This is a genomic window from Undibacterium sp. TC9W (genome assembly GCF_049339865.1).
Taxonomy (GTDB): domain Bacteria; phylum Pseudomonadota; class Gammaproteobacteria; order Burkholderiales; family Burkholderiaceae_D; genus Undibacterium.
Window position 1 is genome coordinate 80,093 of the sequence record NZ_JBMPPJ010000002.1, and the last position, 21,892, is coordinate 101,984.

The following is a 21,892-nucleotide window of genomic DNA, read 5'->3' on the forward strand; positions in this document are numbered from 1 at the left end:
GATTGCTAATTGCCCTACCTGGGCGACAGCTATTTTAAAGCCGGCATGACTTTAAATACACGTACTGCATGCACTAGCGCTTGTGCTTGTTCTTCCATATCTTTTGCACCGGCCGCAGCCTGTTCAACCAAGGCAGCATTCTGTTGAGTCATCTCATCCATTTGTGCAACTGCCTGATTGATTTGTGCTATTCCCGAGCTTTGTTCACGGCTGCTATCACTGATTTCTGCAATGATGGTGGCTACCCGGTCAACCGCATCAACGACTTCAGTCATTGTCCTGCCAGTTTCAATCACCAGGCGATGACCTGCATCCACTTTTTCAACCGAATCATCAATCAAGATTTTGATTTCCTTGGCGGCGCTTGCCGAACGTTGTGCCAGATTACGCACCTCAGTAGCAACAACAGCAAAGCCACGCCCCTGTTCGCCAGCACGAGCTGCCTCAACGGCGGCATTTAACGCCAGGATATTGGTCTGAAAAGCGATACCGTCAATCACTGAAATGATATCGACAATCTTACGTGAACTGGTTTGTATTGAGTCCATGGTGTCGATCACCTGGGTCACCACCGCGCCACCCTTGGCGGCTACTTCTGAGGTAGCCACAACCAGGTTATTGGCGTTTTCGGCGCTTTCTGAGTTTTTCTGTACGGTTCCTGTCAGTTCATGCATTGATGCCGCAGTTTCCTCCAGTGAACTGGCTTGCGACTCTGTCCGGGCAGACAAGTCGGCATTGCCGTTGGCAATTTCTTTGGACGATTGCGCTATTGAAGCGGTATTGCTTCGAACTTGATGGACTACGTTAGTCAATCCGCGGCCTATCTCATTAATGGATTGCATCAATTGACCTATCTCATCAACGCGTGTCACGTTCAGCGAGACAGTCAAATCACCACTGGCCAAACGCATAGCAGCGGCATTCACCTCTTGCAGCGGATAGCTTAATCTACGGCGCATGGTGTAATACATGACAGCGCCCATTGCCAGCAGAACTGCAATGGCGAGTGCGCCAATCATACGCATAAAGCCTTTTGATTCACGCGTAAATTCGTCCGTATAGACGCCACCAGCAATCAGCCAGTTCCAGTTCTTATTGGTTTTGTAGGCCACCACTTTTTCACGGATTTCAGTCTCACCCAGTTCCTTGTTGATCCAGGGATAGTGAATGATGCCTTCCTTTTTCTCCAGCATTTCCTTGATGAATTCGTGTCCGTCTGCATCTTTTGATGCCAGTACGTTTTGTCCTTCTTTACTTGGATGTAGCATCAGCAAGCCATAGTCGCTGCCCTCTTTGGCATTGATAGCATAGTAATAGCCAGTATCCCCGATTTTCAAGGGGCGTATCTGATCCTTGATGCGCTTGGCGGCTTCTGTAAAATCGGAGCCAACAAACAAGATGCCGATCACATTGCCGTCAGCGGACTTGATGGGGTCATACTGCGTCACATATTGACGACCAAAGAGCACGGCATTGCCGACGTAACTCTTACCTTCCATGATGCTTTTATATGCGGCCCCATTTTTGTCCAGGCTAGTACCGATGGCAGGCTCACCATTTTCTTTTTTGAGAGAGGTGGAAATGCGAACAAAGTCATCTTTCTGCCTGACAAAGATAGTAGCAACTCCACCAGTCTGTGCTGTGAATTGATCAGGAGTTTTGAATTCCATATTTAAAACAGAACCGTTGCTTGTGAGGGACGCTGTAGCAGTGCCTTTGACATCAACAGTAACAGCTTCATTCACAGCAAAATCGCCTGTGAAATTACTCTTAAAGACTTTGGAGAAAACGTTAATCTGCGCTCTTTGGTCGCGGTCAAAGCTGTCTATCATTTCTGCAATGAGATTAGTCCGCGCTATTAAATCAGCGGATACCTGCTGTTCCACTTGCTTTGAAAGGTTGACGTCGATGAGCGTGATGAAAGTGATAAACATCAAAGACACAAGAAAAAAGATGGCCAGGGTCAGCTTTGCTCCAACACTCCAGCTTTGCATACTGCGAAATTGAAATTTCATTTTGTCCCTGTCTTTATAATCGCAAATTATTGTTGAGGCGTTTATTCTGAAGGTGCGGTCTCTACGAAACTTGCCTCTTACTTATACGCCTATTTTTCCTGCATTTAATGATTCTTTACGGCATATTGATATTGCACAAGAAAGCAACGATTTAATAAATTGCTAGCCGACAATGTGCACAACTTCAAAAGAATTGACTTTTTTGATTGGCACTATCACATCATCCCCCTCGGTGTCGTTACTGTAGTTGGCTTGGTCATTTCCTAAAATTGCGGAGCCTGCCAACTCAGATTCGATTTGCCGGAGATTGGATTGCAAATTCGTCGCTATGTGCCAAGCCATGATGCAATCGAAGACGAGGCAAAAAAATAGTTAACTAAAATTTGAGAAGCTTTGGCAGGACCTGGGCCAATGTGCAACAGCATTACCGCGAGAATTGGCGGTATAAGATTTAAATTGCAAGGCTGCGATTTGTTTGGAAGCGCTTGCAATTGAGAGACAACCGGATAAATGCGCTCTTCACGAACCCGATTATAAAACCGAATTGGTTTGCAGCAATGGATATTATCGGTAATTTGACATTTGTTTTAAGTATGGATGCATATTTAAGAATGTTAAAAATATGCAGGCCACAAGTACGGTGCAGCGCTGAAGCGTTTCTCTATTCTGGTTTGGCGATTTCCCCGCCCGCGTCTCTATTTCCAATTGCGTCGTAAATCCCTGTGCCCTTACGCAGTGCGTGGTTTTTACGATCATCGAGTCCGTATCCTTGATAGGCGCTTTTAAGCTGGGTACGCGTCGAGTTTACTTCGTCACGATCCCAAACGTTCCAGCCGCCTTGTCGATGAGACCAAAGAAGCGCACCAGATCTATCTTGCTCCCATCCACCTTCAAGTCGTCACTGAACAAGGTATCTTTGATGCCCGCCGTCCCGGCCATCATCTTGATGAAGATGGGCTTCGTCAGCGTCAGCGTGGCATTCGCATCTTTGACTGGTTCGGCTTTCTTGTGATGCAGTACCGCGTTTTCTATCCATAGTACGTAAGACTCCTTGGTGTCGGTCAGCACCAGGTTGAGCTTGTAGTCTTTGCCTTCAGCGTCTGGGCCATTCAGGCCGGCGGCCATGGCTTCGAGGAAGCGTTCTATCGGGGTTTGGCTGAGCATGTCTATCATGGCCGCGCGGTTCACGCCTTTGGCGGGTGGGCCGTTGCGTAGTTCATTGGCGGCGGTGAGGTAGCTGTTGCGCCAGGTGGATGCTTCTGCCGCATAGCCCATTTGCTCGTAGGTGCGTGCCAGTAATTCTTTGGCGTTTTTGTTGTTGCTGTCGGCAAAGACGACGTGGTTTAGCAGCTCGGCTGTCCAGCGGTATTCTCCCTTGTCAAAAGATGCTCGCGCAGCGGCGACGGCTTTATCTGCGCCGCCCAGCAACTCTACATAGTGTTTGGCAGATTCCTGCGGTGGCAGGCGGTTCAGGTTGGCGGGGTTGCCATCATACGCGCCTATGTAGAACTGATAGACGGCTTTGACATTGTGGCGCAGATCGCCGTAGTAGCCGCGTGCGCCGAAATAGTTTTCCAGTGATTTGGGCAGCTTGATTTTGTCGGCGATTTCGTAAGGCGTGTAACCGGCATTGATGAGGCGCACGGTCTGATCATGGGTGTATTTATAGACATCGCGCTGTTTGGTGATGAATTCTGCAATACGTGGCTTGCCCCAGATGGGCCAGTTGTGCTGGCCAAAATAAACATCGGCATCGGCACTTTGTGCGAGGGCCTGTTCAAGATAGGTACTCCAGCGCTGGGCGTCGCGTGCCTTGGCACCGCGCACGGGCAAGAGATTGTGCATGGTTTGGGCGAGTATCTCGGCACCGGCATAGGCTTTTTTATCGGGGATGCTGAAGGTCAGTTCTGATGGTGCTTCTGCACCTGGCACGTTATGGAAGACAAAGTTCACACCGTCCAGTGTCAGTTCCTGCGTTTCTTTGGTGATGAACTGGTTAGGTGCCAGCACGCCTATGCTGCCATAGGCGACGCCTTTGCCCAGGCCGGTATCGACCAGGCCCTTGGGTGAGCGCTCCAGGTCTTTGCCAAACTGGTAGCCAGAGCGCCTGGCCATGGCGGTGCCGACGAGGATGTTTTCGCTGGTTGCTTCTTCCATGAAGCCATCAGGCGCGATGACCGGGATGTTTTTGCTTTTGACTTCTTCTGGCGTGATGACGCCGAGTGCACCACCAAAATGGTCGGCATGGCTGTGGGTGAAGATGATGGCAGTCACGGATTTGTCGCCCAGGTGTTTGCGGGCAAAGGCAAGGGCGGCTCTGGCGCTTTCTTTTGATGTGAGTGGATCGACAATGATCCAACCTGTCTTGCCTTCTATGATGCTCATATTGGCGATATCAAAACTGCGCAACTGGTAAATGCCATCAGTGACTTTGAACAGACCGATTTGGGCATTGAGTTTGGCATGCCGCCACAGACTGGGATTGACAGTGGCAGGGGCTGCGCCGTCGATGAATTTCCAGGCATCGAAATCGATGAGCACTTCACCTGCGGGGCCGAGGATTTTACCTTCTGGTTTGGCGATCAGGCCGCGCTTGGCATCTTCAAAGTCTTGCTGATCATCCAGCGCCAGGCTTTGTGCCATGTCGGCATTGGCTTTGACGGTGGTGGCCGTGGCGTCGCCCATGGGGGCATTGCTGGCCTTTTGTCCGCAAGCACTGAGAGCGAGGCTGCTCGTGACGCTGACAAAGAGCAGGGCGGCGAGAGGATTTAACTTCAAATGATGCATGACAGTCTCCATTATTTATTTTATGGAAGAGCGTAGGGCAGCGAATTGTAGTTGTCCAATGCATTCTTAAGCTAAAATCAATGCGCTGCATGCATGAGCGTATTGAAATGATAATACTCAAGAACTGCGCACATTGCCGACTTTTTATGCTGTTTTCTTCAGGTAAGGGCTATGGGACATGATGGAACTTAAGCGACTCAAACATGTAGTTGCCCTGGCAGATGAAAAGAATTTTGCCCGCGCTGCAGAGCGTGTGCATCTGTCGCAGTCTGCCCTTAGTCGTAGCATACAGGCGGCAGAGGCTGAGTTGCAGGTGCAATTGTTTGACCGTGGCACGACCGAGGTGCTGCCTACTCCTGCTGGCAGCTTTTTTATAGACAGGGCGCGCAAGCTGCTGTTTGACAGCAATTGCCTGCAAAGGGATATAGAGCTATACCGCAACAAGCAGATAGGTGAGCTGGCGATAGGCGTGGGGCCATTTCCGGCGGCGACCTTGTTGCCCATGCTGATGCCAGAATTGCGGCAGAATTTTGCAGGTGTGAGCTTGCGGGTAGAAGTCAATAACTGGGAATACCTGGCCCAGCATCTGCGGGCTGAAGAGCTTGATTTTTTTGTGGCAGACACGCGTGACCTGCCGCCGGACCAGGATTTGGATATTGATTTGCTGGCGCGCCAGAGTGGTGGTTTTTTTGTGCGTGCCGGGCATCCGTTATTGAACAAGGCAGGGAGGCTGCCTGCGGATATTCTCGATTATGGTCTGGCATCAGTGCGTTTGCCGCAAGCGATACGCAAGGCGCTGGCGCAATTGCTGGGTTTGCCAGCGGGTGCCGCTTTGCCAATTGCGCTTGAGTGTGATGATGTACTGACGCTGAAGCGCGCGGCCCTGGAGTCTGACACCATACTGGCGGCCATCAATGCTGCGGTGGCAGATGAAATACAGCGTGGCTTGATGTTGCCGCTGGTGATAACGGGCATCCCGAATATGCATTCCGAGGTAGGCATAGTTTCACTGCGGGGCCGCAGTCATTCACCGGTGGCGCAGCATGTCATAGCACGCTTCAAGGAATTGGCTGAACTGCATGCACGGCAGTAGCAGTCGCAGGTCCAACATTTCACCGCTTATACAGCGATTAATCTATCAGTGTCTTTACCAAAGTGCGGCCATCGGGCATTTTGGCTTCTTGTCGCAACATGATCTGGCTTTGCTTGGCAAACCAGAATTTGGTGACTGTACCTGGCCTGTTGTAATCGGTGGTCACCAGCCAGCAATCGACATTGCCAGCTGGCCCGGGGATGCTTTCTTCACCTGCTACCTTGAAGCTGTAGTAGGCTGGGGCAGTAGGGCTGCCAGGGTGGTAGAAGTTGACCCTGGCTTCATAGCCTGCTGCCAGCGGCAGGGTCTGCAGGAATTCGATGTCGGTTTCAAAATTGTAGGTGGCTACGGCAGATGGCATGACAAAATCTTTTTGGCTATTGTTGGCGAGATCTTTCATGCCCGTGATCTCGTCGGCGCTGAAGGTGAAGCCTTCTACCAGGTGTTTGCCGTCCTTGTCGGTGATGCGTTCATGGCTGATAGGGGTAAAGCTGGGGAACTGTGCCCATGAATCGAGGAGCTTGGTAGTCGCTGTGCTGTTGGCTTGGGTGGCCTGTGTGGCCGCAGCTGCGCTGGGCGGTATGGCTGCGCCATCCCAGCGCTGGCGTATGCGTATGCGCTTTTCGCTATTTTGCTCTGTGATTTGTACTTCGCGCGACCAGATATCAAGAGGGACATTGCTGTCGCCACTCTTGAAATAGCGCAGGTAGTGATGTGTGCCTTCCTTTAACAGGGCGATGCGTGACAGGGTTTTGCCGGGGGACAGGGTCTCAGTGGTAGCCTGTGCATGGTTGAAGCTGGCAAATAGCAGGACCAGGGCAGGGAATACTATTGAACGCATTATTGTCTCGCGGTATGAGGATAGATAAGATTTGAAATTTGCAGTGCTGAATTCTGGATTCAGACTGATGCTTTACCACTAAGTTCCTGCATAGATACAGGTGCGGGTATTTAAAAGTGAAACCTGTTGTACATACCGGACAAGAAAGTCGCTAAAATCTTGCTCTGAACAAATTTACCGGAGCCAGCCTTGTCCCTGCATCACCGCCATCGCAGCCAACATAGCCACCACAGCCACCATAGTCAACACGACAGCAGCGTTCTTTCCAGTATTCCCGGCATACGCTATGGCTTTGGCAATGCCCGTGACTTTGTCCCCGCCAGTCTCAGCGGGTATTGGGATACTGTGCCCAACAAGCTGCAGGTACATGGCATACGCGTGGTGGAGGTGACAGAACAATCCCAGCAATGTGGCGATGCAGATGCTTTTTTCACGCGCCTGCCGGGCATACCAGTCACTGTGATTACTGCGGATTGCGTGCCGGTGTTAATGGCCAGGCGTGACGGCAAGATGATAGCAGTCGCACATGCAGGCTGGCGTGGCATCGTCGGTGGTGTGGTTCAAACCTTGTGGCAGGAGCTGGCCGCACAGGGCGAGCAGCCGCAAGACTGGGTGGCTGCCATCGGTGCGCATATAGGCCCATGCTGTTTTGAAGTCAGCGAAGAACTGGCGGCGGATTTTGTACGGCAATTCCCTGACCTGGATGCCACAGCCATCAACCCGCGTTACCGTCATGTAGATTTGAATGTACTTGCCAGGCGTGCCTTGCAGCAAATCGGTATCAGCGAGATAGACCATGACGTGCCTTGCACCATGTGCAGCAGGACAGCAGAAGGCAAGTATGTTTATCGCAGTTATCGCCGTGGTGACCGTAATTCTTTTCAACATTCAGGGCTGGTGATTTTGCCTTGATATGATTTCTAAACCTTGTCTTGTGCGTGCTGGCTCAGGTAGCCAAGAAAATTGCTGGCAATGGGGGACAGGCGTTTGCCTTGCAGGTGAACGATATACCAGTTCGACATGATGGGAAAATCCTTGACGTCCAGAACGCTCAGGTTTTGATCAGTCAAATGATCGCCCAGCGCATGGCGTGACAGAATGGTCAGCCCCATATCGGCAGCAACTGCTTGTTTGATCGCCTCGTTGCTGCCGAGTTCCAGTCTGACCACGGGTGCGACCTTATTCTCACTAAAGTAGTGTTCACACGCCAGCCTGGTGCCAGAGCCCCGCTCACGCAGGATAAAGCGTTCATTTAATAACTGGGCAAATTGCAGCCGTTTTTTTCCCGCCAGAGGATGCTGCAAGGGTGCAACCACGACCAGTGGATTTGGCAAGAATACTTGTTTGACGACGTCGATGTCCTTAGGGGGTGTGGACATGATGTAGATATCGTCCAAATTGTTTCTCAGGCGCTCAACGACGCCGTCACGGTTTTGCACTTCAAGTGCGATATCAATTTCTGGATATTCCCTGCAAAAATCGCCCAGCATGCGCGGGATAAAGTATTTCGCGGTGCTGACCACGGCCACGCGCAGGCTGCCCTCGGTCAAACCTTTCATGGCTGCGATTTGCTGTTCAAAGCTGCCCCATTCATGCGCCAGGCTGCGGGCGGTACTCGCCAATTCTTCGCCTGCCTTGGTCAGGTAGAGTTTTTTGCCTATCACTTCATACAGGGGCATGCCTATGGTGTCAGTCATTTCTTTCAGTTGCATGGACACCGTGGGTTGTGTCACGTGACAGACGCGTGCAACAGCACTAATGCTGCGCAGCTCTGCCAGGCGTATGAATATCTGCAATTGTCTAAAGGTGATGTTCATAGGTTTTTATCTATGATTGAAGTTTATAAAATTGATTTTACCTTATGATGGCCTGCGCTTACCATGCCTGCCAACGATATTCTTAAGGCAGATATGCAGAGCTTACTTGACCCCGCCATCCTCTTTTTTATCTTTGGCATCCTGGCTGGTTTGATGAAATCAAATCTGGAGATACCCTCGCAGATTGCTAAATTTCTGTCTTTGTATTTACTCATGGCCCTGGGGTTGAAGGGCGGTTTTGCGCTGGCGCATTCTGGCCTCAACTTGCAACTGGTAACCAGCCTGGGCTGCGCGGTTGCATTGGCGCTAATTGTTCCCGCATTGTCTTATCTGGCCTTGAAGCGAATTTTGCCAGCCCTTGATGCCGTTGCTGTGGCGGCGACTTACGGTTCAGTCAGCGCGGTCACGTTTATTACGGCGGTGCAGTACATGGATACCCATGGTTTGCATTATGGTGGCCACATGGCGGCTGCGATGGCACTGATGGAGTCGCCAGCGATACTGTTCGCCGTGATCGTGGCAAATACAGTGCGCAAGCGCCATGCGAATGCTGGTGAGCCCGGTGGTGTGCCTACACTGGGCAAGATACTGCACGAGTCTTTGACGGACGGTGCGCAGTTGCTGTTGTTGGGGGCCATGCTGGTGGGCATACTTTCCGGTGAAGCGGGCAAGGCATCGATGCAGCCATTTTCTGGCGACTTGTTCAAAGGGATGCTGGCGTTTTTTCTGCTTGATATGGGTTTAAAGGCTGCACGCAACCTGGGACAATTGCGTGGAAAGTCTCCCTTGCTGATTGCCTATTCCTTGCTGGCGCCGCTGGTCCACGCTGGAATTGCATTGGTTCTGGCTGCCTTGTTCAGCTTGCCTGCCGGGGACGCCGCGCTGTTGATGGTCCTTGCTGCCAGTGCCTCCTATATTGCAGTACCGGCGGTTTTGCGCTTTGCTATTCCTGAAGCTTCACCAGCACTGTATTTGGGCATGTCACTGGGTATGACCTTCCCATTCAATATCTTGCTCGGTATCCCTTTGTACATGACAATCGCTCATCGTGTATTGATTTGAAACTGCCTCACCTGATTTGCCTAAAAAGCATACAATCTTGCATGCCTGATTGGACTTGTTCAACTTTAGCGGACTCAGCATGAGCAAACATACCCTGAATATTAATGGCCAGTTGCAGGCCGTAGATGTCGCCCCCGATACCCCCTTATTATGGGCGCTGCGCGACAGCCTGAACCTGGTTGGCACCAAATATGGATGCGGTGTGGGGCAGTGCGGCGCCTGTACCGTGCATATCAATGGCTCACCCACTCGATCCTGCATGGTGCCGGTATCTTCGCTAGGTAAACAAAAAATCACCACCATAGAAGGCCTGGACGCCAAGGCCACGCACCCGCTGCAAGCCGCCTGGCAAGAGCTGGACGTGCCGCAATGCGGCTATTGCCAGGCTGGCCAGATCATGTCGGCTGCCGCCTTGCTCAAAGACAAGCCCCATCCTACTGATGCTGATATCGATGCTGCCATGGGCGGCAACCTGTGTCGCTGTGCGACCTATATACGCATACGGGCAGGCATACATAGAGCGGCTGAGCTCGCTGATGGCAATAGCGGCAAGAGTGGCAATATTGGCAAGAAGAAGGTGGCGAAATGAATAAACCTGCAAATATTTCTGTTGAGCCAAAAGTCAGCTCTACGGCACGCCGTGACTTTTTACGCATGTCAGCATTCACAGGCGGTGGCCTGGTACTGGCCTACCTTGGTGCTGGCGATAGTGCACTGGCGCAGATCAGCAAGCCTGCTGCATTGCCGTCATCAACTGACTTTGTGCCGCATGCCCTGATACGCATAGGCAGTGACGGCACCGTGACCCTGGTATCCAAACAGCCAGAGATAGGCCAGGGCATCAAGACTTCGCTGCCTATGGTGATAGCCGAAGAGCTGGAAGTGAACTGGAAGGATGTGCGCATCATCCAGGGTGATCTTAATCCTGCTTACGGTAGCCAGGGTGCCGGTGGTTCAACTTCCACACCAACCAATTACAATGAATTCCACAGGTTGGGTGCTACGGCACGCACCATGCTGGTCAGTGCTGCTGCACAGACCTGGAATGTGCCAGCGTCTGAATGTCATGCGGCTGACAGTGCCGTGTACCATGCGGCCAGCAATCGCAAACTGACGTATGCGGCATTGGCCGCTAAAGCTGCTACATTGCCTGTGCCAGATGCCAAGGATGTCAAACTCAAGGACCCGGCGCAATTCAAGCTACTGGGCACGCGCATAGGCGGGGTTGATAATGCGGCCATCGTCACCGGCAAACCGCTGTTTGGCATTGATGTGAAATTGCCCGGCATGCTATATGCAGTCTATGAAAAATGTCCGGTATTTGGTGGCAAGGTCGTCAGCGCCAATCTCGACCACATCAAGAAGCAGCCTGGCATCAAGGATGCCTTTGTCATTGAGGGTACGGACAATCTGCGTGGTCTCATGCCCGGCGTGGCGATAATTGCCGAAACCACCTGGGCAGCCTTCAGCGCCCGCAAGCTGCTGGAAGTGAAATGGGATGAAGGCAAGGGCGCGGCTGAGAGCTGGGCTGGCTTTGCCGAGCAAGCCAAAAAACTCTCTGGCCAGCCGGGCACTGTCACTTTGCGCAAGGATGGTGATGTTACTGCCGCCATGGGTAAAGCCACCAAGACGGTGGAAGCTGCCTATTCCTACGCCTTTATCTCGCATGCGAGCATGGAGCCACAAAATTGCACGGCTGCGTATAACGCAAAAGACAGCAGTCTTGAGATATGGGCGCCAACCCAGTTGCCTGAGTCTGGCCAGAATCTGGTGGCTGAAGTTCTGACCATGCCCAAGGAAAAAATCAAGCTGCACATTACCCGCAGCGGTGGTGGCTTTGGCCGCCGCCTGAGTTCTGATTTTATCGTCGAAGCTGCAGCGATTGCCAAACGCGTCAATGCACCCGTCAAACTGACCTGGTCACGCGAAGACGATATGCGGCATGATCATTTCCGTGCAGGTGGTTTTCACTTCTTGCGTGGTGCAGTGGATGACAAGGGCAAGCTCACTGCCTGGCATAACCACTTTGTGAGTTTTGGCAACAAGGTCATGCGGGACGGCAAGCCGCAATTTCAGGCGGGCAGCGGTGCCGGTTTGTCAGGAGATGAATTTCCTGGCCGCTGGCTCGACAATTGCCTGCTTGAACAGACGCTGATGGAATGCAATATCCCCATGGGCCCATGGCGGGCACCGGGCAGCAATGTGTTTGCCTGGGTCTTTCATAGTTTTATTGATGAGCTGGCGCATGCAGCAGGGCGTGACCCCGTGCAGTTCCGCCTCGACATCCTCGGTGATAAAGAAATCGTGCCAGGTACAGGCGAGCGAGGCCAGCCCTACCATGTGGGCCGCATGAAGCGTGTCTTGCAAGAAGTGGCAACCAGGGCAGACTGGGGTAAAAAGAAATTCCCGCGCGGCCAGGGTCAGGGCATTGCCTTCCATTTCAGCCACCGTGGTTATATTGCCGAGGTGGCCGAGGTGACCGTCAGCAAACAGGGTGAGCTCAAGGTTGACAGGGTGGTGGTGGTGACCGATATAGGTTCGCAGATAGTCAATCTCAGCGGTGCCGAGCATCAGGTATATGGCTCAGTGCTGGATGGTATCAGTACCCTGATGTATCCTGAACTCGATATTCAGCGCGGCCGTGTCGTGCAGGGTAATTTCAATGAATACCCGCTGCTGCGCATCAAGGATAGTTATACCAAGATTGAGGCGCATTTCCTGAAGACGGATTTTCCTGTGACGGGTCTGGGTGAGCCAGCCTTCCCGCCGCTGGCACCGGCGGTGTGTAATGCGATTTTTGCAGCGACGGGCAAGCGGGTCAGGCAGTTGCCGTTGACGCATACGGATTTGAGCTGGAGTTGACGCTGGCAAAAATTTTGATGTATTGATGCGCTGATGAATTGATGCACTGGCCGATTATTGTTTGCGGTTTTCGCAATACTCAGTGAACAAAGATAATGCGTCCTTGAATGACGCATTATCTTGTAGTGTCTGAACTTGTTTTTCAGTGTTTTTTTCAGAGGGTTTTAGGGATGTTGGCTTCTGGTTTGCCAGCGCGATCAAATGTTTTTCATCATATTGCCTGAGTAAAAACTCCCACTGCCTGACACTGCTGTTATCAGGCGCTTGTAATAAGCTGACCTTCGATACCGCATCCACACTGAACACCAGTTTGCGCGCATCTGCCGACAAGCCTTCACCAGTGGCTTTCAGATAAGCTTCTTTTAACACCCAGAATTCATAAAACTTCTGTCTCCTGGTTTTGTCGTCGGCCAGGTTGATTTCCGCAATTTCTTCCTTGCTGCAAACCACACCCATCAAATCATCCAGATTGACATCATGGTTAAATAATTCGACATCCACGCCCAACTCTGCGCCATATTGCAAGGCCACCACGACCAGTTGACCAGCGTGAGAAATGCTGATGGCAGGAACCACAATATTGTCATTGACGAAGCTGACGGATGGTTTGCCCGTAGCAGCAGTGATAATTGATATCTCTTCAGGCAGGACGCCAGTCATTTTTCCTGCTGCCAGTTTCACCAGTGCACGGCCACCCAGGTACCTGTCCCTGTCATCCTGTTGCAGATAGCGTTGGGCACGTATTTGTTCTGCGCTCGTTAGCAGGGTTTGCAAGCAGGCTCTGTAGATGCGCAGGTGATCGAGTCTGGCTATCCATATTTCTGCTGCCGGATTTGGGTACATATTCTTTGTGTGGGTAGTCATGGACAGGTTATATTCACTGGTGCCGCATTATATTCAGAACGCCGATAAAGGAATAGTATATTGAAAATCATCGCCTACCCATTCGCCGGTGGCAGCAGCTATAGCTATGCAAAACTGTCGCGTGAACATGCACATGAGTGGCTGGTGCTTGACCCACCGGGACATGGCAGTAATATGCGCCAGCCATTGATGCACAGCATACCCGAGATGGTAGCGGCCCTGCTCGAACCTACTTTGCGTGCAAGCGCTGGCAAACCTTATGTTCTGTTTGGACACAGTATGGGGGCCTATATCGCGCTGGCCATGCTGGACAGGCTGGTGGAACTGGGTGCCCGCCTGCCACAAAGACTGGTGTTGTCAGGCGTCGCCGCACCACATTGCCGCGCTTCAGAACATCATGCAGAACTGCCGCACAAGGAATTTTTGGAATGGGTGGCAAACATGGGCGGCATCTCGGCAGAAGTGCTGTCAGAGCCGCAATTGATGGAATTATTTGAGCCTATCCTGCGCGCAGACATAGGCGCAGCAGAGGCCTATGTTGATGGCAGCCAGCGACAGCATGATGTACCTGTGCGAGTGCTGCTGGGGCAAGATGACCGAATAGCGCTGGCCGATGGTCTGGCCTGGGCGGAATGTTTTGTGAATACGCCTGAAGTACATAGCTTTGCAGGCGGACATTTCTTCCTGTTTGATGAAGTCAAAAAAGTGCAAAGCCTGATCGCCTGAATGAAAAAAGCGTGGCCCTGGCAGGACCACGCTTGATTATCGATACAAACCAGTTTTAGACCGGTTTTAGAAGCGATACAGCACAGACGCCTCAATCGCACGACCAAAGATAGGGCGGGCAAAGACCACGCTGCTGCCACTGCCTATGACGCGGGAATTACCTTCCGTCAGACCGAGCTGATTGCTCAGGTTGGTGCCAGCCAGACGGAATTCCAGGTTGTCACCCAGACCCACCAGGATGCCTGCATCCAGCGTGTAATACTTGGGCAGGGATTGCTGGTTTTCTGCATCGGCAAAGCGTGCATCGACATGGGTATAGGTGCCATACAGTTTGATATCACCATTGTCGAGCGGGATACGGTAGCTTGGTGACAGGCGGAATTGCAACTTAGGCTGACGCTTCACTTCATTGCCAGTATTGGCGCCATAGTTTTCATACTTCGATTTCTGATAGGCACCGCTCAGGGAAATCTGGAAATTCTTGATCGGGCGTGCAGCCACTTCAAATTCCAGGCCTGAGCCGCTGGAGCCACCTATCGCATTCACATTGCGGCCATCTGCCAAGAATTGCTGGAAGGGCAGGCCAGTGAAGGTATTGTGGAAGAAGGTCAGGTAGGCGCTGAAATATTCCGACACGCTCTTCAAGCCTATCTCATATTGCTTTACCTTGGTCACAGGTGCATTCACGCCATTGTCGCGTATGGTGTCGAACTGTGGCAGGGCAAAGCCAGAATTCAGGCGTGCAAATACACTGAAATTTTCTGACACCTTGTAATTGCCACCGAGTGTATAAGACACTTCATTGTCAGAACGATCGACCGGAGTATTGCTGCCGCTCAGCACTGATGCGCTGTTGTTATACAGGGTCAGCGGGTTATTATCCAGATCCACTGATTTTGGATTCGAGATAACACCATTCAAACGGCGGTTCTCGGTACGTACACCAGCATCAACGCGGATGCGGTCATTGATCTTCCATTCATCTGCCAGGTAAAACGCCGTGTTCTGTGCCGAGAAATTTTCATTCAAGGTGTAGAAAGATGCGCCATCATGTCCATTGCCGCTGACTATCACGCCATTATTCAACTGTACATTGATAGGGCGGGCATTTGGTGTTGCTGTCATCAGCACGCTATTACCCAGATACCACATGTCCTTGGATGAATAGTCAGCGTAGTACAGACCGGCGGTAAATGTATGGTCTTTGACGATCTCTTTGCTGATGCGCAGTTCATCCGTAAAAGAACTCAGTTTCTTTTCTACTGACCAGATACCGGCAGACATTACTTGCTGGTCACCCGCCACTGCTGCACCGCCATTCAGATAATTTGCCGTACCCGACACAGCCTGCTTGCCACCTGCTGCAGCTACTACGTTGGCCTGGCCATTGGCAGACTGGATAGCGCTATTGATATAGCTGGACATGCTCACCGGGCTGTTGCCGGTGAAGATTGCCAGGGTAGGTGCGTCACCAGAAAAATGATTGAGCTTGTTGCTGATATTCCAGCCATTGATGGTTTGCGAAAAATCCACGCCAAACAGATTGGCCTGCAGGCCGCGGCCATTTGCCAGGTCTTTATTGATGACCTGGCCAGAGCCGACTTCCAGCGCGACATTGCGCAATTCATTGCTGTACAGGGAGCCTGTCAAAGGATCAAAGCCAGGGAAAGCCGTTGGCTTGCCACCCGCAGAGCTGGCAGAGATCAGCGGCACCCCAGTATAGAAAGTATTTTTGTCATTGACGGTACGCGCATAAAAAGTCAGCTCGCCCTGGTCCAGCTTTCTGGTGACGCTGGCAGTGATTTGCCCGCCATCGTCTGCCGGGTATTGCCCGTCACGCACGCCTTGTGCTACGCGGTAAAATCCGCCTATGGTGCCATACCAGCCATCAGCAATCTTGCCGCCATAATAGCCGTCGATGCGGCGCAGATTGCCCGTGCCCACAGTCGCACGCAAACTGCCTTCTGCCACATCGCGGCCTTTCTTGAGCAGGAAGTTCATCGTCGCGCCAGGCTGGCCATTCGAGAAGATAGGGCTGGGGCCACCGCGCAAGACTTCTACCCGCTCAACCGTGTCATCAATACGGAACAAGGATGAACCTTCCAGGAAAGACAGGGTAGGCGGCGGGAACAAAGGCGAGCCATTCATTTGTATGGTCACAAACGGCGCATCACCGTCGATAGGGAAACCACGTACGCCTATATTGGCACCGGCATTACCGCCGCTGGATTCGGCATAAATGCCGGGTACGATTTTCAGCAGATCAGCAGTGCTGCTGGGAGCTGCCTGTTTCAGTTGTTCTTCATTCGCAGTCGTGATGGAATAAGACGCATCGATCTTGCGCTGGCCACCGTTGCGGGCATTACCTGTCACGACGATTTGCTGGACTTCATCTGCCTTGGCTGGCGCTGCAGTATTGGCAGCAGCGGCAGTGGTGTTGGTATCTGGATTGCTGGCGACCTGGGCTTGGGCCTGGCTCAATAATGTCATCATGGCGATAGTAATCGCCGACAAGCGGAAGGGCTTGTTGCAGTTCATGTTGTGCTCCTGAATATTATTAAAGTTTGTCGTCCCTAACATCCGTTCAAGGGCAATACGTTCATTTTCCATGATACGCATTGTTGCCTCTTGCCACTTCCTAAATGAGCCTGGCCTGGTTTTTTATGCGGCCTGTTTCCCTGGTACTCAAGTGACGAGATGTAAAAACAAGCTCATTGAAACAATAAATGTTATCGATGTCAATTGAAATGTTATCGATGTCATTTATTCGACACAGATAAATTTATTGGTTAAAAATACAAAAATTTCCAATGGGAAATGAAACGCTGACTAACTTGCCAGTACAGATGCTGGCATGAGCACCGCAAAATTTCTGACGTGTTTTTACCTGATTTGCCCCTGTGTTGTGCGGCAGCGATAGAGGAGAAGGGGGTGTTCACTTTGCGCAGCGTCGAAGGGGGATATAGGGGGATATATCGCAGCCAAACAAGCTCTGTCATAATGCGCGGGAAATAATCAGTTTCAGAGGGGCAAAGTCAGACATAGTGCTGAGCTTGCCCGAAGCTGAAATCACTGCACCCGAAATTTCTACATCTGGCAATTGTTCATAAGGTCTTTGCATGTCGGCAAAAAAACGCAGCACACCTCATCCCGAATCCGGGGTAACGATGGAACACCTGGCAGCCATTGCCGGGGTTTCGACCATTACGGTGTCGCGTGCCTTGCGTAACAGCCCGCTGGTGACGGTAGAGACGCGTGAAAAAATCCGCAAGATTGCAGAAGAGCAGGGCTACCGCTTCAACGTCAGTGCCCGCAATTTGCGCCTGGGCCGCAGCCATTCTGTGGCCGTGGTGGTGGAGATGACGCCTGCCAATGACAGGCCCATGTCTGACCCTTATCCGCTGGAATTATTGGGCGGCATCACGCAGGAGTTGACCACGGCAGGGTATAGCGTGGTGCTGACTTCCATGCAACTCATCGACACGCCACCTGTACAAGGCGCTGATGGCATGATCTTGTTGGGCCAGGGCTCCCATGGGGAGGCTGTGCATCGCTTGCAACGTTCCGGCCTGCCGCTGGTCATCTGGGGCGCACCGGATGCAAACCAACCTGGCATCGTCGTTGGTAGTGATAACCGCAAGGGCGGTGCCAGCGTGGCTGAGCGTTTTATCCAGCAAGGGCGGCGCAAACTCTTGTTCATCGGTGATATTGACCACGCCGAAGTGCAGGAACGTTGCGCTGGTTTTATGGAAGCCCTGGGTGAACAGCAGCATGCCGTCACCATTCTGCGCCCCAAGGCGTTTACCTTTGAAGCCGGGTTTGACTGCATGTCTGCCTACCTGGATAAAAAGGACAAAACCTTCGATGCCGTCTTCGCCGCCAGCGACTTGCTAGCCATGGGCGCGATACGTGCAATTACCGAAGCAGATATGAGCGTGCCCGGCCAGGTATCTATCATCGGCTATGACGATACCCCAGGTGCTGCCAGCTTCATCCCGGCACTGACCAGCGTACACCAATACCTGCGCGACGGTGGCATTCTGCTCGCCAAGAAAATCCTTGGTCTCATCAACGAAGAGCCGGTCGAGTCCGAGGTCTTGCAGACCATGCTGGTGGTCAGGCAGACTTGAATGTGATGGCGTTTAGCCGCATCGCGGCTGTTAGCCCTTAACTATCATTGATCTGCCTGGCTGTTTTAGATAAGATAGTGGCAGCGCTGCTATCTGGTGCCATTCAATAAGCAGCCTCCATTACAGCCAGCATTTTCCTGTTTCCCCAAGAATAGCCAGCCATTTTTTCTCAGTCTGGATATTCACGATGTTTACCTGCAAATCCCAGTTTCACATGATCTCAAATAGTCGCTATTTCGGGACTGTTTATGTTGCCTAAGTCGGCACGCACGGTATTGCGGCGTTTGCATTTGTGGCTGGCGCTCACGTTTGGCAGTGTATTCGTGCTATTGGGGCTCACGGGCAGCATCATCTGCTGGATGCATGAGCTTGATCACGCACTCAATCCAGCCCTGTTCAGCACTGGACGGCAAACTTACACTGCTGAACCCATCGAGCCAGAAATGGTACAGGCTGCGCTGGATATACTGACAGCCAATCCCGCTTATGGCAAGCCCAGGCAATTGATGCTGCCTGCCACTACGGCAGATGTCATTACTGCCTGGTATCCTGCCAGAGCAGCTACCGGCAAGTCTGCGTTTAGCCAGGACTGGTCACGCCAGGTCATGCTTGATCCGCTCACGCTGGAAGTGAAAGGTGAACGCAACTGGGGGCAATACGGCATCTCAGTAAGCTTGCTGATACCAAGCCTGTATCACTTGCACCGTTATGTTTTACTGGGTGATACCGGTAAGACCGTGATCGCAGTCAGCGGCATCATGCTCGTGCTGATGTCGCTCATTGGCCTGTTTTTATGGCTGCCCAGGCCCAACTGGAAAACCTTGCGACAGACTCTGACAATCAATCTGGCGGCAACCCCGGCGGCCATCAATTTTCGCCTGCACCGCGTGCTGGGATTTTTTGCCTTGCCTGTGCTCCTGCTGCTGGGATTTTCTGGTGCCTATTTCAATCAGCCACAATGGATATTGCCCGTCATAGGCAAAGTAATGCCGGTGACACAGGCACGCAAGCCGGGAGATGCACATGTGCTTCCCGGTCAGCACATCACTGCTGTACAAGCCATGCTGATAGCACAAGGCGTATTCCCGCATGCCAGAATTTCGCGCCTGGGTTTGCCATCGGCTTCTGCTGCCGTGTATGAAATCCGTCTGCGCCAGCCCCAGGAAATGCATAGCGGCGATGGCGCCAGCAGGGTCAGTGTAGATGCCGGCACTGGACGTATCATCCGGGTTGCCGACCCGCTACAGGGACAGGCTGGCGACCGTTTCCTGGCCTGGTTGTTTCCCCTGCATAGCGGCATCGCCTTTGGCATGCCAGGCCGGATATTCATTTCATGCTTTGGTCTGGTTCCACTGGTTTTGATGCTGACAGGCTGGCGCATGTGGCGCAAGCGCAAGAACAAATAAAAAAAACCGGATGCGCGATGCACCCGGCTCGCCTTGCCAGGGAGGGGCATTCAAGACCCTGTGTCTAGTGGACTGTCACAGTGGAAATCGGAGTGCCTGTCATGTGCGCGACGATCATGGCTGCGTTGCAAATACTCGCGATAGCCCCGCTATCGCTGTGTTTTGCGTCTTGCCCTGATGCGCCGGGCACATGTCCTTCACTCTCGATTTCACTGTTACAGTCCACTAGAAGCGTGTATTCAACACCAGATAGGCATTGAACGGTGCGCCAGGCTGTATCTGCACATTATTGTTGGCTGACTCCATATAGCGGGTATTGCCGAGGTTATTGAGTTTCAGGGTAATGTCATAACGGGCTTGCATATAAGTCAGTGCCAGATCGACCCGGGCGTAACCCGGCAGACGTACCGTATTGTCAGTCAGGGCATACTGCTCGCTATGGGCAATGATGCCTGCACCGGCACTCCAGTTCTTGCTGAAACTTTGCTTTAACCACAGACTGGCATTGTGCGTCGGTGTCATTTCTGCGCGATTGCCTATGCGTATATCATTCGATGCGACGATTTTTGCATCGTTATAGGTATAGCTCGCATTGACCTGGGTAGCGCTGAACAGTTGTCCCTGCAGTTCAAGCTCCAGCCCCTGGTTGCGCTGACGGCCAATTTGCAACTGACGCAAACCTGTCAGGTCAGTTGGATCAGCAGTCAATTGATTGCTTTGCTCCACCCTGAACAAGGCGATGCTGGTGTACAGGCGTTTATCCAGCCACTCTTGCTTCAAGCCGATTTCCTGCAGGTCAGTCTTCAGGGGCTTGACCTGGCTCAGCGGATTGCTACCGGTGTACAGTAAATCACCACCGGCAGGCTGATGTGAGCGACTGATCGTGGCATAGGCAGACTGTTGCGGCGTGATTTTATACACCAGCCCCATACGTGGTGAGAACAGATTATCGGTACGTTCACTGACGGCATTGTTGAGCAGCCTGTTGGTTTGCTTTTGCTTGAACTGGTCAAAGCGGCCACCGAGCAGTATGTCCCATTCATTCGTCAAGGCAATCTGATCCTGCAGGTACAGGGCAGTGGTGTCGGCATTGAAGCGGCTGTCTATGGCCACAGGCAAAGCCCTGAAGTCAGGAGCGGCCAGCAATTGCTGGGGGCGGTATAAATCCACAGGGTAAGCCGTGCCGGTTTGCCTGACCAGGGAATCGCGCTTTTGCTGGGATAATTCCAGGCCAGCCAGCAACAGATGGTTGCCGATCGCGTAAGTCAGTTCAGTCTGGTTGACCAGATTTTTTTGCTGTATGGGGAAATAGGTAATCTGGCGCGATACGGTGTTGTCTGCATTCACGCGCCGGTTGCGGGCGTTCACGCCATCAAGATCAGTCTGGCTGTATTGCAGGTTGTTGACCAGACTAAGTTGCTGATTGAACTTGTGTTCCAACCTTGCTTTAAACAGATCACTATTGGTTTTGGTGAAGTCAAATTTTTCACCATAAAATGTGCTGGCATCAACCGCCACGGCACGTCCATTCACCGATGGTATGCCACGATCAGGCGTGTGGTCTTCGCGCTGTATTTCAGTCTGCAGCAGCAAGCTGGTTTGAGGGCTGATATTCCATGACAGCGATGGTGCCAGCAGCGTGCGCTTATGATCAACAATATTGCGGTAACTGTCACCCGCATCATAGGCTGCAATCAGGCGGGCATTGAGCTCATTACTCAGGGCACCACCTGCATCGACACTGAGCCTGCGCTGGCTGTTCGAACCCAGGGCCAGTGAAATTTCATTGTCTTGTTTGGCCTGAGGCTTTTTGGTAATGCGGTTGATCAGGCCCCCGGCTGCGCCACGGCCATACAAGGCGGCTGTCGCACCCTTGATGACTTCGATTTTGTCGGTGGTGGCAAGATCGCGGAAATACAGGCTGTCGTCACGCATGCCATCGAGCAGGGTTTCACGTGGGGAGTAAAAGCCACGTATATAAAATTCATCGCGGCGGCCTTCGCCTTGCCCGGCGATAATGCCGGGCGTATAGGCCAGTGCGTCCTTGCTGCTGTTGGCTGCACGGTCGCGCAAGTCTTCATTATTGACGACAGATATCGACTGTGGGGTTTCCAGCAAAATGCCATTGGTTTTGCTGGCACCGCTTACCCGGGTAGCTGCTGGCCTGGACTGAGCCTTGACTTCAATTAAAGGCAAGTCATTTTGTGTCGTGCTTTGCGCCATCACTGCATGGCTATAAGCCTGACCTAGCAAGGCCGGGAGTATCAGTGAAAAAGGTTTTACGTGCAT

General features: G+C 52.2%; 16 protein-coding genes. 8 read left to right on the plus strand and 8 right to left on the minus strand.

Annotated elements, in window-relative coordinates:
- Window positions 1–29: 29 nt before the first annotated feature.
- Window positions 30–2,015, minus strand: coding sequence for a methyl-accepting chemotaxis protein (locus ACO0LN_RS02685; protein ID WP_422970846.1), 1,986 nt, complete (start codon window positions 2,013–2,015; stop codon window positions 30–32).
- An 804-nt stretch (window positions 2,016–2,819) separates the two neighbouring features.
- Window positions 2,820–4,802, minus strand: coding sequence for an alkyl/aryl-sulfatase (locus ACO0LN_RS02690; RefSeq protein ID WP_422970847.1), 1,983 nt, complete (start codon window positions 4,800–4,802; stop codon window positions 2,820–2,822).
- Between the two features lie 178 nt (window positions 4,803–4,980).
- Here ACO0LN_RS02690 and ACO0LN_RS02695 point away from each other — a divergent pair, with 178 nt between their 5' ends.
- Window positions 4,981–5,895: a LysR family transcriptional regulator gene (locus ACO0LN_RS02695; RefSeq protein WP_422970848.1), complete on the plus strand. Its 915-nt coding sequence runs from the start codon at window positions 4,981–4,983 to the stop codon at window positions 5,893–5,895.
- A 37-nt stretch (window positions 5,896–5,932) separates the two neighbouring features.
- Here ACO0LN_RS02695 and ACO0LN_RS02700 read toward each other — a convergent pair whose 3' ends face one another.
- Complete coding sequence (locus tag ACO0LN_RS02700; RefSeq protein WP_422970849.1) at window positions 5,933–6,736, minus strand: hypothetical protein; 804 nt, start codon at window positions 6,734–6,736, stop codon at window positions 5,933–5,935.
- A gap of 189 nt (window positions 6,737–6,925) precedes the next feature.
- Between ACO0LN_RS02700 and pgeF the strand changes: the two genes are divergently transcribed.
- Window positions 6,926–7,648 carry a peptidoglycan editing factor PgeF gene (pgeF, locus tag ACO0LN_RS02705; RefSeq protein WP_422970850.1) on the plus strand — a complete coding sequence of 241 codons (723 nt, stop codon included), beginning with the start codon at window positions 6,926–6,928 and terminating at the stop codon, window positions 7,646–7,648.
- 8 nt (window positions 7,649–7,656) lie between these two features.
- Here the strand turns inward: pgeF and ACO0LN_RS02710 are convergent, their stop codons facing one another.
- Window positions 7,657–8,553 carry a LysR family transcriptional regulator gene (locus ACO0LN_RS02710; RefSeq protein ID WP_422970851.1) on the minus strand — a complete coding sequence of 299 codons (897 nt, stop codon included), beginning with the start codon at window positions 8,551–8,553 and terminating at the stop codon, window positions 7,657–7,659.
- Window positions 8,554–8,646: 93 nt separating this feature from the next.
- On the opposite strand from ACO0LN_RS02710, the gene ACO0LN_RS02715 reads away from it, so the two are divergent.
- The 3 genes from ACO0LN_RS02715 (at window position 8,647) to ACO0LN_RS02725 (ending at window position 12,477) form a co-directional block, all read left to right on the plus strand.
- Complete coding sequence (locus tag ACO0LN_RS02715) at window positions 8,647–9,615, plus strand: sodium-dependent bicarbonate transport family permease (RefSeq protein ID WP_422970852.1); 969 nt, start codon at window positions 8,647–8,649, stop codon at window positions 9,613–9,615.
- A 79-nt stretch (window positions 9,616–9,694) separates the two neighbouring features.
- Window positions 9,695–10,204 carry a (2Fe-2S)-binding protein gene (locus ACO0LN_RS02720; RefSeq protein ID WP_422970853.1) on the plus strand — a complete coding sequence of 170 codons (510 nt, stop codon included), beginning with the start codon at window positions 9,695–9,697 and terminating at the stop codon, window positions 10,202–10,204.
- A complete protein-coding gene (locus tag ACO0LN_RS02725; protein ID WP_422970854.1) occupies window positions 10,201–12,477 on the plus strand; it encodes a molybdopterin cofactor-binding domain-containing protein in 2,277 nt (758 codons plus the stop codon). Before ACO0LN_RS02720 ends, ACO0LN_RS02725 begins: the two co-directional genes overlap by 4 nt.
- Window positions 12,478–12,531: 54 nt before the next feature.
- On the opposite strand, the gene ACO0LN_RS02730 is transcribed toward ACO0LN_RS02725, so the two are convergent.
- The gene (locus ACO0LN_RS02730; RefSeq protein WP_422970855.1) at window positions 12,532–13,341 is read right to left on the minus strand and encodes a 4'-phosphopantetheinyl transferase family protein; all 810 of its coding nucleotides are present in this window, start codon (window positions 13,339–13,341) and stop codon (window positions 12,532–12,534) included.
- A gap of 60 nt (window positions 13,342–13,401) precedes the next feature.
- On the opposite strand from ACO0LN_RS02730, the gene ACO0LN_RS02735 reads away from it, so the two are divergent.
- Window positions 13,402–14,067, plus strand: coding sequence for a thioesterase II family protein (locus ACO0LN_RS02735; protein ID WP_422970856.1), 666 nt, complete (start codon window positions 13,402–13,404; stop codon window positions 14,065–14,067).
- A gap of 66 nt (window positions 14,068–14,133) precedes the next feature.
- On the opposite strand, the gene ACO0LN_RS02740 is transcribed toward ACO0LN_RS02735, so the two are convergent.
- Both ACO0LN_RS02740 and ACO0LN_RS02745 read right to left on the minus strand, forming a co-directional pair.
- Entirely contained in the window at window positions 14,134–16,605 is a 2,472-nt protein-coding gene (locus tag ACO0LN_RS02740; RefSeq protein ID WP_422970857.1) for a TonB-dependent receptor, read from the minus strand.
- Window positions 16,606–17,062: 457 nt separating this feature from the next.
- Entirely contained in the window at window positions 17,063–17,188 is a 126-nt protein-coding gene (locus tag ACO0LN_RS02745; protein ID WP_422970858.1) for a hypothetical protein, read from the minus strand.
- On the opposite strand from ACO0LN_RS02745, the gene ACO0LN_RS02750 reads away from it, so the two are divergent.
- Window positions 17,187–18,197, plus strand: a complete 1,011-nt coding sequence (locus ACO0LN_RS02750) for a LacI family DNA-binding transcriptional regulator (protein ID WP_422970859.1) — start codon at window positions 17,187–17,189, stop codon at window positions 18,195–18,197. The genes ACO0LN_RS02745 and ACO0LN_RS02750 overlap by 2 nt on opposite strands.
- 248 nt (window positions 18,198–18,445) lie before the next feature.
- Window positions 18,446–19,603 carry a PepSY-associated TM helix domain-containing protein gene (locus tag ACO0LN_RS02755; RefSeq protein WP_422970860.1) on the plus strand — a complete coding sequence of 386 codons (1,158 nt, stop codon included), beginning with the start codon at window positions 18,446–18,448 and terminating at the stop codon, window positions 19,601–19,603.
- A 225-nt stretch (window positions 19,604–19,828) separates the two neighbouring features.
- Here the strand turns inward: ACO0LN_RS02755 and ACO0LN_RS02760 are convergent, their stop codons facing one another.
- Window positions 19,829–21,892, minus strand: coding sequence for a TonB-dependent receptor (locus ACO0LN_RS02760; protein WP_422970861.1), 2,064 nt, complete (start codon window positions 21,890–21,892; stop codon window positions 19,829–19,831).